General features: G+C 76.4%; 11 protein-coding genes. 3 read left to right on the top strand and 8 right to left on the bottom strand.

Going from position 1 to position 12290, the window contains the following annotated elements; genetic code table 11:
• Positions 1-13 precede the first annotated feature (13 nt).
• Positions 14-892, bottom strand: a complete 879-nt coding sequence (locus tag MN205_RS04395) for a hypothetical protein (protein ID WP_242124659.1) — start codon at positions 890-892, stop codon at positions 14-16.
• Positions 893-1045: 153 nt separating this feature from the next.
• Here MN205_RS04395 and MN205_RS04390 point away from each other — a divergent pair, with 153 nt between their 5' ends.
• Positions 1046-2047, top strand: coding sequence for a 5'-3' exonuclease H3TH domain-containing protein (locus MN205_RS04390; protein ID WP_242124657.1), 1002 nt, complete (start codon positions 1046-1048; stop codon positions 2045-2047).
• Positions 2048-2089: 42 nt separating this feature from the next.
• Here the strand turns inward: MN205_RS04390 and MN205_RS21155 are convergent, their stop codons facing one another.
• The 7 genes from MN205_RS21155 to MN205_RS04350 form a co-directional block, all read right to left on the bottom strand.
• Positions 2090-4900 (bottom strand): RNA helicase, encoded by a 2811-nt coding sequence (locus MN205_RS21155; RefSeq protein WP_305037159.1) that lies wholly within the window; start codon positions 4898-4900, stop codon positions 2090-2092.
• Positions 4901-4972: 72 nt separating this feature from the next.
• A complete protein-coding gene (locus MN205_RS04375) occupies positions 4973-5875 on the bottom strand; it encodes a diacylglycerol kinase family protein (RefSeq protein ID WP_242124655.1) in 903 nt (300 codons plus the stop codon).
• A gap of 26 nt (positions 5876-5901) precedes the next feature.
• The gene (gene tatC, locus MN205_RS04370) at positions 5902-6663 is read right to left on the bottom strand and encodes a twin-arginine translocase subunit TatC (RefSeq protein WP_242124653.1); all 762 of its coding nucleotides are present in this window, start codon (positions 6661-6663) and stop codon (positions 5902-5904) included.
• Positions 6664-6761: 98 nt separating this feature from the next.
• Positions 6762-7040 (bottom strand): Sec-independent protein translocase subunit TatA, encoded by a 279-nt coding sequence (gene tatA / locus MN205_RS04365; protein ID WP_242124651.1) that lies wholly within the window; start codon positions 7038-7040, stop codon positions 6762-6764.
• Positions 7041-7178: 138 nt separating this feature from the next.
• The gene (locus MN205_RS04360; protein WP_242124649.1) at positions 7179-7517 is read right to left on the bottom strand and encodes a hypothetical protein; all 339 of its coding nucleotides are present in this window, start codon (positions 7515-7517) and stop codon (positions 7179-7181) included.
• A 149-nt stretch (positions 7518-7666) separates the two neighbouring features.
• Positions 7667-8722, bottom strand: a complete 1056-nt coding sequence (locus MN205_RS21505; RefSeq protein WP_242124648.1) for a YafY family protein — start codon at positions 8720-8722, stop codon at positions 7667-7669.
• The gene (locus tag MN205_RS04350) at positions 8719-9783 is read right to left on the bottom strand and encodes a YafY family protein (protein ID WP_242124646.1); all 1065 of its coding nucleotides are present in this window, start codon (positions 9781-9783) and stop codon (positions 8719-8721) included. Before MN205_RS04350 ends, MN205_RS21505 begins: the two co-directional genes overlap by 4 nt.
• 145 nt (positions 9784-9928) lie before the next feature.
• Between MN205_RS04350 and MN205_RS04345 the strand changes: the two genes are divergently transcribed.
• Positions 9929-11092: an acyltransferase family protein gene (locus tag MN205_RS04345; protein WP_242124644.1), complete on the top strand. Its 1164-nt coding sequence runs from the start codon at positions 9929-9931 to the stop codon at positions 11090-11092.
• Positions 11093-11102: 10 nt separating this feature from the next.
• Positions 11103-12248, top strand: coding sequence for a DUF3866 family protein (locus tag MN205_RS04340; RefSeq protein ID WP_242124642.1), 1146 nt, complete (start codon positions 11103-11105; stop codon positions 12246-12248).
• Positions 12249-12290 lie beyond the last annotated feature (42 nt).

Here is a 12290-nt window from a genome sequence, read left to right as displayed (position 1 = left end):
CGCGCGACTCGCCTCAGGCCGCCGCGCCCTCCTGGACCGGCATCTGCCCGGCGGGCAGCTCCACGACGGAGGCCGGGTCGGGAGCGGTCACGTCGACGTCGCTGCCCCAGTCGTAGTAGTCCATGCTCACCGTGGCGGTGGCACCCTCCGGGCCGACGGCGTCGACGACCAGTCGCACGGGGCGGTTCTCCTCGTCGACGTACAGGGTGAACGGCACGCTGCCGACCTCGGCGGCGGCCTGCTCCGCCTCGGCGGTGCGCTGCTCGGCGGGCAGCTGCTCCAGCGCCTTGACCATGTCGATGCTGCCGGCGTAGCCGCGCGCCTGCACCCCGCGCACGTCGGTGGCAGGCACCTCACGCACGTCGTCGGCCACGGCCTTCAGCTGCTCGAGCTGGTGGGACGGGTCCAGGGTGCTGGTGTCGACGCCCGCGGTGGCGGCGGCGTCCAGCGGCAGGCGCACCCACTGGCCCTGCCCCGTCAGCGGGGCGCCGGAGACGTAGGCGGTGTCCTCGACCAGGCGCACCTCCACCTCTCCCCCGCCCCCGGCGGCGCCGGTGGCCGCGGCGGGCAGGCTCACGTCCAGGCGCACCTCCTGCTCGGCGGCGTCGAAGGCGCCCTCGCCGCTGACGGTCGCGCTCTCGCCACCACCCGCCGCGTCCACGGTGAAGGCGAACTTCGCGCTGCCGGCGGTGCTGGACCGCTCGGCCGAGGCCTGCACGACCTCGTACGCGCTCAGCTGCGTGCTGACGGCCCCCGTGGAAGCGGGCTCGTCCTGGCCGCCGCAGGCGCTCAGGCCCAGGGCGAGCGCCGTCGCGCCGGAACCGGCCAGCACCGCCAGGCGGCGCCGACGTCCCTGCCGGGCGGTGCGGGTGGTGCTGTCGGTGGTGTGCACTGCGGACCCCTCCTCGGTCTCGGCCCCGCTCACCGGTGCGTGCGGGGCACTACCACCAGGGTGCGGCACGCGGGCGCCCGGTGCGTCCCCCGCTCGTCGGTGCCGCCCACAACCTCCGGAGGACCTGCACAGACGGGTGGGAGGATCGCGCGCGTGCCCCCCGCAGCCTCCACCTCCCCCGCAGCCTCCACCTCCCCCGCTCCCCCGGCCTCGTCCCGCGCCGTCGGCACGCTCCTGCTGGACGCGGCCTCGCTGTACTACCGCGCGTTCCACGGCGTGCCGCAGTCGCTGACCGCGCCCGACGGCACGCCCGTCAACGCGGTGCGCGGCTTCCTGGACGCGCTGGCGTTCCTGGTCGCCGAGCACCGTCCGGAGCGGCTGGTGGTGTGCTGGGACGACGACTGGCGCCCGGCGTTCCGGGTGGCGGCCCTGCCGTCGTACAAGGCGCACCGGGTGGGTGCCGAGGGGGGCGAGGACGCCCCGGCGGCGCTGGGGCCGCAGGTCCCGGTGATCGTGGACGTGCTGGCGGCGCTGGGGGTGGCCCGGGTGGGCTGTGCGGGGTTCGAGGCCGACGACGTCATCGCGACCCTGGCCGCCCGGGCGGTCGCGGCCGGCGGGCGCGGGGGCGTGCTGGTGGTCAGCGGGGACCGGGACCTGTTCCAGCTCGTCGACGACGCGGCCGGTGTGGCGGTCCTGTACGTGGGCCGGGGGGTGCGCAAGGGCGAGCTGGTGGACGAGGCGTGGCTGGCCGAGCGCCACGGGGTGCGGGGCGGGGCCGCGTACGCGGACCTGGCGGTGCTGCGCGGGGACCCCTCCGACGGGTTGCCGGGGGTGGCCGGGATCGGGGAGAGGACGGCGGCGGCGCTGCTGGCCCGGTACGGGGACCTGGCGGGGGTGCGGGCAGCAGCCGCCTCGGCGGCGCCGGACCTGCCGGCGGGGCGGCGTCGCAGGCTGCTGGAGGCGGGCGCCTACCTGGACGCCGCGCCGGCTGTCGTGCGCACCGTCGCGGACGCTCCGGTGGCGCGGGTGGGCGGGGCGCTGCCGCGCGAGGCGGCCGACCCGGCCCGGTTGCGGGAGCTGGTGTCGCGCTGGGGGCTCGCCTCGAGCGTGGACCGGGTCGTGGTGGCGTTGGCGGGTGCGGCCGGAGCGTCCTGACCCCTCACCCTCACCTCGCGGTCGAGGGTGAGGGTCCGTGCGTCAGGTGAGGGAGGTGTGCGCCACGACGCCGCGGCGGACGGCGTCGACGGCCTCGCGGGCGGCGGAGCGCACCGCCGGGTCGAGGGAGGCGGAGGCGACCTGGTCGAGGAGGTCCACCAGCTGCTTGCAGCGGCGCACGAAGTCCCCGGCGGCCAGGTCCGCGTCGCGCAGCACGGCGTCCAGGCGGTGGCCGGAGGCCCAGCGGTGCACGGCCCAGGCGAGGCCGGCGTCGGGTTCGCGGGTGGCGGGCACCTTGTGCTGCGCCTCGCGGTCGGTGAGGTCGCTCCACAGCCGCACGGTGGTCTCGATGGCGTCCTGGGCACGGCGCGGGACGCGCTCGGGGGCGCCGCCCTCGTCGCGGCGGGACTCGTGGACCAGGGTGGAGACGGCCGCGGCGAGGTCGGCCGCCCCCAGGCCCGCCCACGCGCCGTGGCGCAGGCACTGCGCCACCAGCAGGTCGGTCTCCGCGTTGATGCGGCGCAGGGTGCGGCCGGCGTCGGTGACGGCGGTGCCGTCGTCGCTGAGGTAGTCCAGCTCCGCGAGGAGGTCGCACACGCGGTCGAAGGTGCGGGCGATGGTGCCGGTGCGGCCCTCGATGCTGCGCTGCAGCGCCTCCGTGTCGCGGTGCAGCTTCTCCTCGCGCACGGCCCAGCGGGCGTGCTCCTCGCGGTCGGTGCAGCCGTGGCAGGGGTGGGCGCGCAGCCGCTCGCGCAGCTCGACCAACGCCGGGTCCTCCTGCGCTGACCCGCCGCCGCGGCGGCGGGGCGGGACGTCGCCGCCGCCGACCTGGGCGAGCGCGTTGCGCAGGGAGGAGGCGAGGTCGCGGCGGGCCTGGGGGCTGCGCCAGTTGAACGCCTTGGGGACCTTCACGCGCGTCACGGGGAGGACCTCGGCGGTGAAGTCGTGCGCGGAGACGGTGCGCACCTGCCGGTCCTGGCTGAGCACGCGCGGGGAGGGGCCGTCGAAGCCCTTGCCGGCGACGAGGTCGAGGACGACGCCGAAGGCCTCCCGGCGCCCGCCGGGCAGGCGCACGACGTCGCCGGTGCTGAGCTGCTCCACGGAGCGGCGCGCCTCGGCGCGGCGCTGGGAGGCGCCGACGCGGGAGAGCTCCTTCTCGCGCTCGCCCACGCGCTGGCGCAGGGCGAAGTACTCGGCGAAGTCGCCGAGGTGGCAGGTCATGGCCTCGCGGTAGCCGGCCAGGGCGCGGCGCTGGTCGCGGATCTGCTGGGCCTGGCCGACGACGGCGCGGTCGGCCTGGAACTGGGCGAAGGAGGTCTCCAGGATGTCGCGGGCGCGTTCGCGGCCGACCTGCTCGACGAGGTTGACGGCCATGTTGTAGGTGGGCCGGAAGCTGGAGCGCAGCGGGAAGGTGCGCCGGGAGGCGAGGCCGGCGACGGCTTCGGGGTCGGTGCCGGCGCTCCAGAGGACGACGGCGTGACCTTCGACGTCGATGCCGCGGCGGCCGGCGCGGCCGGTGAGCTGGGTGTACTCGCCGGGGGTGACGTCGACGTGGGTCTGCCCGTTCCACTTCACGAGCCGTTCGAGCACGACGGAGCGGGCGGGCATGTTCACGCCGAGGGCGAGGGTCTCGGTGGCGAAGACCGCCTTGACGAGGCCGTCGGCGAAGAGCTGCTCGACGGTCTCCTTGAAGACGGGCAGCAGGCCCGCGTGGTGGGCGGCCAGTCCCCGCTCGAGGCCGTCGAGCCACTCCCAGTAGCCCAGCACGGCGAGGTCGGAGGAGGGGATCTCCGCGCAGCGCTCCTCGGCGATCGCCCGGATCTCCCGGCCCTCCTCGGGTGTGGTCAGCCGCAGCCCCCAGGCGACGCACTGCGCCACGGCGGCGTCGCAGCCGGCACGGCTGAAGATGAAGGTGATGGCGGGCAGCAGGCCGGCGCTGTCCAGGACCTCCAGGACCTGCGCGCGGCTGGGGGTGCGCCCGCCGGGCGGGCCGGCGGCGTAGCGGCCGCCGCCGGGGCGGGAGCGACCGGGCCCCCTCCCCCGCCCGCGGCCGCGGCCGGCGGAGGCGAGGCGGTCGTTGCGCAGCTGCTGGCGGGACATCGCCACCAGCTCGGGGTTGACGATGGCGCCGGGCACGAGGGAGCCCTCGTCGCCCTCGAGGGGGTCACCGGCGGGGTCGGTGAACAGGTCGTACAGCTCGGTGCCGACGAGCAGGTGCTGCCACAGCGGCACCGGGCGGTGCTCGGAGACGACGACCTCGGTGTCGCCGCGCACGGTGCCCAGCCAGGCGCCGAACTCCTCGGCGTTGGAGACCGTCGCCGACAGCGACGCCACGAGGACGTCGGTGGGCAGGTGGATGATGACCTCTTCCCACACGGCGCCGCGGAAGCGGTCGGCGAGGTAGTGCACCTCGTCCATGACGACGTAGCCGAGGCCGTCGAGCAGGGCCGAGCCGGCGTAGAGCATGTTGCGCAGCACCTCGGTGGTCATGACGACCACGGGTGCCTCGCCGTTGACGGAGTTGTCCCCGGTGAGCAGGCCGACGCTGGCGGCACCGTGGCGCTCGACGAGCTCGGCGTACTTCTGGTTGCTCAGCGCCTTGATGGGCGTGGTGTAGAAGGCCTTGCGGCCGGTGCTCAAGGCCAGGTGCACGGCGAACTCGCCGACGACGGTCTTGCCGGCACCGGTGGGGGCGGCGACCAGCACGCCGCGGCCGGCCTCGAGGGCCTGGCACGCCTGCAGCTGGAAGCCGTCGAGGTCGAAGCCGAGCGTGCTCGCGAACTGGGCGAGCTGGGTGCGCGACTCCTCGCTGCGACGGCGAGCTGCCGCGTAACGTTCCGCGGGGCTGGCCATGTGCGCGACAGTACGTCACGGCCACCACCGGTGCGCGGCGGCCCCGGAGCGCGGGGGCGGGCGAGCACGGGGTCAGGCGAGCACGCGCAGGGCGGCGGGCACCGCCTCGCACGTCAGGGGCAGGTCGCCCACGGGTTCACCGTCGGCGTGCGGGTGGGGCGTGCGGGCGGGGCGCCGGGAGGAGCGGGGCTCCTCCAGCGGTTCCAGGCGCACCCGCCGGGTGCGGTGCACGTGCACGGCCGGTGAGCGAAGGTGCTCGCCGGGGCGCAGCCGGGTGAACAGCCGCATCGCGGGCACGGTGGGCAGGTCGTCGACGACCACGACGTCGAGCAGGCCGTCGGCGGGGTCCGCGTGCGGGGCCATGAGCAGGCCGCCGCCGTAGCAGCGGGTGTTGGCGACGGCGGCCAGGAGCACGCGGCCGCACAGGACCCCGTCGTCGAGCTCGATGCGCAGCGGGACCCCGCGCACGGTGACCAGCTCGCGCACGGCGGCCAGGGTGTACCGGGCCGGGCCGGCTGGCCACCGCCAGGAGTTGGCGCGCTCGTTGACGAGGGCGTCCACCCCGGAGGCGAGGATGCTGACGTACCAGCGGGTGCCGGTGGTGGTGCGCACCCGCACGGCGTCCAGGTCGCGGTGCCGGCCGGCGCGCAGGGCGCCGGACAGGCCGGCGACCGCGGCGACGGGGTCACCCAGCGGCAGGTCCAGTCCGCGGGCGATGTCGTTGCCGGTGCCGGCGGGCACGATGCCCAGCGCTGTCGAGGTGCCGGCGACCCCCTGCACGGCGGCGTGGACGAGGCCGTCACCGCCGACGACGACGAGGGCCTGCGCCTCACGGGCGGCCTCGCGCGCGGCCCGGCGGGCCGTGGGCAGGTCGGGGCCGGTGAGGTCGACGACGTCGTGGCCGAGGCGGCGAAGCTCGGCGCGGACGCGGGCACCGGTGGCGAAACCGGCCCCGCGCCCGGCGGTGGGGTTCACGAGCAGCCCGACGGGCCCGGGGGCGCTCAGAGGGGGCTGGCTTCCTCGTCGGACAGCTTCGAGTAGTCCGGGGTGTCGTCGTTCCTCGCGCGGCGCTTGTCGTTGGCGAGGCACACGCCGATGGCGACGAAGAAGAGGAAGATCAGCGGCATCGCCATGAGGATCATCGTCAACGCGTCCGGGGTGGGCGTGAAGATCGCCGAGAAGACGAAGCAGAGGAAGACGACGATGCGCCACTGCTTGAGGATGGCCCGGCCGGGGACCAGGCCCGCGAAGTTCAGCGCCACCAGGAGCACCGGCAGCAGGAACGCGATGCCGAACGCCAGCAGCAGCCTCATGACGAACGACAGGTAGTTCGGCGTGTCGATGATGTTGTTCACCCCGTCGGGGGTGAACGAGGTGATGAGCTCCATCGTCGTCGGCAGGATGAAGTACGCCAGCGCGATGCCCGCGAGGAACAGCGGGAACCCGGCCAGGACGAAGCCGATCGCGTAGCCGCGCTCCTTCCTGGTCAGCCCGGGCGTGACGAACGCCCAGAGCTGGTAGATCCAGATCGGGGCGGCCACGATGAGGCCCACCCAGAGCGCACCCTTGACCTGGACGTCGAGGACGCCCAGCGTCGTGGCGAAGTTCAGCTCGACGCCGTCGATCGTCTCGGCCGGCCTGGCCAGCAGGGGCAGGACGACGTTGGGCCACAGCCACCAGCCGGCCGCGGCACCGACGACGACCGCGAGGGCGGCCCGGAAGAGCCGCTTGCGCAGCTCGTCCAGGTGTTCGCGCAGGGGCATGCGCCCCTCCGGGTCCCTCGGCGGGCGTCGCCGTCGGAAGGTCGTGACAGCCACCTCGCCGGAGCCTCCTGTCAGCGGTTCAGCGGGTCAGCGCGGGATCAGCGCTCGCGCGAGGCGCTGGGCGCCTCGCTGCTGCGGCTGCCGTTGACGTGGGGGTCGGTGCCGTTGACGCGGCCCTCGTCGATGGCCTTCGGGTTCCACGTCGTGTCGCGCTCGGCGACGTCGTCGTCGTCGTTCTGCATCTCCTTGACCTCGCTCTTGAAGATGCGCAGCGAGCGGCCCAGACCACGGGCGGCGTCGGGCAGGCGCTTGGCGCCGAACAGCAGCAGCAGGACGACGACGAGCACGATGATGTGCCAGGGCTTCAAGGCGCCCATGGTGATCAACCTCCGTAGGGGGACGGTGCGCCCTCATCGTACGGCCCCGGCGTGGCGGTGTGGGGCCGCCACGCGATCGGGCAGCGGGTTCTCAGGGATCTCCCAGCCGCGGACGGGCGCCGCGCGCTCCCGGAGGGGTCAGCGCACCGAGCGCAGGCTGCGGGCGGCGAGCCCGGCCAGGTCGTCGCAGCCGTCCAGCACGAGGGCGAAGTCGAGGACGTCGTCCCAGGCGATGGTGGCGCCGTGGTGCTCCTCCATGGCCTCGGCGGGGATGATCCAGCGCTCCACGGCGACGCCGCCGGAGACCAGCAGGGCGACGACGTCCTCGCTGGCGGCCTTGCGGACCTCGTCGCGGCACTGCGGGCAGGCGAAGGCGTAGAAGGACCGGTCCTTGGCGGAGCAGACCACGAGGCGGACCTGCTTGGGGGTGAGCTCGACATCGCCGCAGCAGGGGCAAGAAGCCTTGATCGTGGTCATGGTTCGCACCTTCCGTTCGTGGTGTGGGCGGCTGTCCCGCCGTCCGACACCACTGCTTCGGCACGGACCTGGAAATCCTTGAACGCCCTTCTCGCGCCAGATTGGCACACTCCGTGAGCAGGCGTGCACGAAAGGCAGGGGTGGCGGGGTCAGGCCCCCGGGCCCGGCCCCGGCTCCCCCGCTGGCCCCCCGGCGCTGCCCGCGTCCAGCAGCTCGTAGCGGGCCAGGGCCGCCAGGGCGGCCTCGCGCACCTCGACCGCCAGTTCCGGCGGGTCCACCGCGCGGGCACCGGCGCCCAGCCGCAGCAGCAGCCGGCGCACCCACCGGGTGTCCGCCGCGCGCAGCCGCACCCGCAGCGAGGCGCGCTCCCACGCGTCTTCGGGGGCCGGCTGCACCGACTCCACCGGGTAGTAGTCGACCACCCACGCCGCCTGCGGGGCCAGGTCGAGGGTGACGACGAGGTCGTCCGGGCTGGGGCGGAACAGGTCCGAGTGCACGTCGCGCGAGACCGCGCCGGCCGGCGGGGTGCCGTCGGCGTCGAGGACCCGCGCGGCCTCGATGCGGTCCAGGCGGAACAGCCGCACCCCCTCCACACGGTGGCACCACGCCTCCAGGTACCAGCGGCCGGCGACGGTGACCAGGCGCATGGGGTCCACGTCGCGCTCGGTGCGCTCGTCGCGACTGGGCACCAGGTACGCCAGGTGCAGGCGGCGGTGCCCGGCCAGGCCCCGCCGGCACGTGGCCAGGACGTCCGCGAGCGCCGCGTCGTCGCCGGTGCGCACGTCCACGCGCACGGCGCCGGCGGCCTCGGCGGCGCGGCCGGCGGCTTCCCCGGCGGCCTCGGTGAGCTTGGCGGTGGCGCCGGCGAGGGCGTCGCGGTCGTGCAGGCCGGGGACCTCGGCGAGGGTGCGCAGGCCCACCAGGAGGGCGACGGCCTCGTCGACGGCGAGGCGGGCGGGCCGGGCGATGGGGTCGGCGTTGGAGAGGTAGACGCGGCCGGAGTCCCAGCGGGCGTCGATGAGGTCGTCGGGCAGGTGGCCGGGGGTGCCGCAGACGAAGAGGAGCTCGAGGTCGTGCACGAGGTCGTCGGTGGTGATGCCGAAGTGCTCGGCGGCCTCCTCCAGCGGCAGGCCCTGGTGGCGCAGGAGGTAGGGCACCATCGCGAGCAGGCGGGAGAGGCGTTCGGTGGAGGCGCTGCCGCTCACGGGGCGGCTCCCGCGGGGGCGGGGTCGGGGCTGGTGCCGGCGGCTCCGCGCAGGCGTCGCAGGACGGCGTCGCGCAGCGGTGCGGGGTCGAGGACGAGCACGGCGTCGCCGTAGGCGGCCAGCTCGTCGGCGGCGACCTCCACGTCGGCGACGTCGACCTCGACGAGGTCCGCGCCCGGGGCGTCGTCCCCGGGCGGGTCGGCTGCCGGGGCCGGTGCGGGGGTGACGGAGACGGCGCGGCGGCGCACGGCCAGGGCGCTGCCGGTGCGCACGAGGAGCCGGGCGCGGCGGGTGGCGCGCTCGCCGACGGTGCCGGCGACGACCTCGCGGGGGTCGACGTCGGTGGGCACGTCGTAGGAGCCGGGGCGGCCGATGCGCTTGACGGCGGAGGAGACGCGCGAGAGGCGGAAGACGCGGGTGGCGTCGCGGTCGCGGTCGTGGCCGACGAGGTACCAGCGGCCGTGCCAGCTGACGATGGCCCAGGGCTCGACGTGGCGGGTGGAGGGTTCGGCGCCGGCGCGGCGGTAGGCGAAGGAGACGGGGGCGCGGTCGCGGGTGGCGGCGTAGAGGGGGTCGAAGGCGGGTTCGCTGGTGCGCACGCGCGGTTCGAGGCCGACGAGGGAGGACTCGTCGGGTTCGACGCCGAGGCTGCGCAGCTTCACGAGGGCGCGGGTGGCGGGGCCGGCGAGGCTGGCCTGCTGCCACACGCGGCTGGCCAGGGAGAGCACGGCCAGCTCGGCGGGGGTGAAGTCGATCTCGGGGAGCGCGTAGGCGTCGCGGTCGATGCGGTAGCCGGCCTCGTCGCCGAAGAGGGGGTCCTCGCCGCCGGCCTCCAGGGGCACGCCGAGCTCGCGCAGGTCCTCCTTGTCGCGCTCGAACATGCGCTCGAAGGCGACGGTGGTGGCGCAGTCGGCGTACTGCGGGACGGCGGCGCGGATCTGCTCCTTGGTGAGCCACCGGCGGGTGGCGGACAGGGCGATGACGAGGTTGAGCAGGCGCTCGGTGCGCCGTGCGCCGCGGGCGGCGGCGGCCGCGCCGCTGCTGGTTCCGGAGCTGGCCATGGTGGACTGGACGCTACCGGACCCCGGGGTCGGCGCACCCGGCGGCGGCCGCGCGTTCCGGCGCGCGTCCCGCCGCGCCTGCTCCGCCGTGCGGCCCGTCCCAGCTCGTCCCGTCTCGTCCCCTGCCACCGGGAGGCCGTCCGCCGTGCGTCCCCCTCCCCTGCGCGCGGGGCCCGCCGGGCGGCTGCCCGCCCTGGACGTGGCGCGCGGCGTGGCGATCGCGCTGGTGGTGCTGCACCACGCCGTGCTGCACCTGGACGCGGCGGGGCTGCTGCCGGCGTGGTGGCGGGCGGTGAACGGTGAGCTGGTGCTGCTGCGGATGCCGTTGTTCTTCTGCGTGTCCGGGGTGCTGGCCTCGTCGGCGGCCGGCCGGTCGTGGGGTGCGCTGGTGCGCGGGCGGCTGGTGACGCTGCTGTGGGTGTTCGTGCTGTGGTCGCTGGTGCGCTTTGCGGTGTTCAGCGCGGTGACGCCGCGGTTCCAGCCGTGGGAGACGGACAGCCTGGTGCCGCTGCTGCTGGCACCGGTGCGGCCGACGACGGGCCTGTGGTACCTGTACGCGCTCGCGGTGTTCACGGTGGCGGCGCGGGCGCTGGGGCGGCGTGCGCCGTGGCTGCTGGTGCCGGCGGCGCTGCTGTCGGTGGCTGCCAGTGAGCTGTGGGTGCGCGCGCCGTACTACGTGTGGCACCAGATGGCGCGGTGCTTCGTGTTCTTCCTGCTGGGCTGGTGCCTGAGGGGTCTGCTGCTGCGGCTGCTGACGTCGCTGGGGACGGTGCCGGCGGCGGTGCTGAGCGCGGTGGGGGCCGCTGCGCTGGTGGCGCACGGGGCCGGGGGGCTGCGGGCGCCGGGGGCGGCCAGCGCCCTGAGCGTGCTGGCGGTGGTGTGCGGGCTGGCGTTCGCGGTGCTGCTGGCGCGGGCGCCGGGGGTGGTCGGTGCTGGCGCGGGGTGGCTGGGGCGGCGGACCCTGCCGGTGTACCTGGCGCACGAGCTGGTGGTGGGGGTGGCCACGAGCGCCGTGGTGGCCGCCGCAGCGGCGACGGGCGTGGCGCCGGGCGTGGCGACGGGGGTGGCGGTGGGTGCGGCCGGTGGTGCTCGCCCGTGGTGGGCGCCGCTGCTGTGGACGGTGCTGGGCGTGGTGGTGCCCCTGGTGCTGCACGCGCTGGCGCTGCGGGTGGGGGCGCGCTGGCTGTACGAGGCTCCGTCCGCGGTGCGCGGTGCGGGCGCGTCCGCACGTCGGGGCGCGGGTGGGGCCGGGTGGGAGCCGCGGGGTGCGCCGGGCGCGCCGGGCCCGTCGGGCAGGGGTACCCCCTAGCCTCGTCGGCGTGCTGCGGTGGCGAGCGGGGACGGTGACGGGGGTGCGCCGGCGGTGGCCCGGTGCGGTGGAGTGCGAGGTGCGGGTGGACACCGCGCCGCGGGGGTCTGCCGGGCCCGAGGCGGACGGCGGTGCCGCGGACGCGCCGGGGGCGGTGGTGCGGGCGCTGGCGTACGTGGAGCTGGTGGGGTGCCCGGTCGCCGGGGACCGGGTGCTGCTGAACACCGCGGCGCTGGCGCGCGGGCTGGGCACGGGCGGGTACGCGATGGTGGTGGCGCTGCCCGAGGCGCTGCCGGCGGACCCGCCGGCGGGTCCGGGGCACCTGGTGAAGGCGCGGTACACGCCGCTGCAGGCGATGGTGCTGGGGGTGGACGAGCAGGAGTCCGAGCACCACGACGCGCTGGCCGGGGCGGACGACCTGGGCGGCGCCCCGGTGGTGGTGGCGGACCTGCACTCGGCGCTGCCGGCGGTGCTGGCCGGGGTGCGCTCGCACGAGCCGGGGGCGCGGGTGGTGTACGTGCTCACCGACGGCGGCGCGCTGCCGGCGGCGTTCTCGCGGGCGGTGGCGGGGCTGCGGGAGGCGGGGTGGCTGGCGGCGTGCGTGAGCACGGGGCAGAGCTTCGGCGGTGACCTGGAGGCGGCCACCGTGCACACCGGGATGCTGGCGGCGCGGCTGGTGGCCGGTGCGGACGTGCTCGTGGTGGCGCAGGGTCCGGGGAACCTGGGCACCGGTTCGCGGTGGGGGTTCTCGGGCGTGGCGGCCGGGGAGGCGCTGAACGCGGCGACGGTGCTGGGCGGGCGGGCGGTGGCGGCGCTGCGGGTCTCGCAGGCGGACGCGCGCGAGCGGCACCGGGGGCTGTCGCACCACTCGGCGACCGCGGTGGGGCGGGTGGCGCTGGCGCCGGTGGACGTGGCGGTGCCCGCCGCGGGTGACGAGGCGGGCGGGTTCTGGGACGGGGTGCGCGAGCAGGCGCGGGCGTTGTGCGCGCCGGTGGGCCGGCACCGCCTGGTCGAGGTGGGCACCGCGGGGCTGGACGAGGCGCTGGGGGCGTGCCCGGTGCCGCTGTCGACGATGGGGCGCGGGCCGCAGCAGGACCGGGCGGCGTTCGTGGCGGCCGCGGTCGCCGGCCGGCACGCCGCCGCGCTGCTCGGCTGAGCGGGCCGTCCGCGGGGTGCGCGGGTCGGGCGGGAGGACGGG

The organism is Kineococcus sp. TRM81007, from assembly GCF_022669155.1.
In the GTDB taxonomy this organism is placed as follows: domain Bacteria; phylum Actinomycetota; class Actinomycetes; order Actinomycetales; family Kineococcaceae; genus Kineococcus.
The sequence above is the reverse complement of the archived record's forward strand: the minus strand, read 5'-3'. Positions and strand labels throughout refer to the sequence as shown.

Coding starts and splice junctions, on each gene's coding strand:
- MN205_RS21155 (WP_305037159.1), bottom strand. CDS start 4,900: ATGGCCAGCCCCGCGGAACGTTACGCGGCAGCTCGCCGTCGCAGCGAG.
- tatC (WP_242124653.1), bottom strand. CDS start 6,663: ATGCCCCTGCGCGAACACCTGGACGAGCTGCGCAAGCGGCTCTTCCGG.
- tatA (WP_242124651.1), bottom strand. CDS start 7,040: ATGGGCGCCTTGAAGCCCTGGCACATCATCGTGCTCGTCGTCGTCCTG.
- MN205_RS04360 (WP_242124649.1), bottom strand. CDS start 7,517: ATGACCACGATCAAGGCTTCTTGCCCCTGCTGCGGCGATGTCGAGCTC.
- MN205_RS04350 (WP_242124646.1), bottom strand. CDS start 9,783: ATGGCCAGCTCCGGAACCAGCAGCGGCGCGGCCGCCGCCGCCCGCGGC.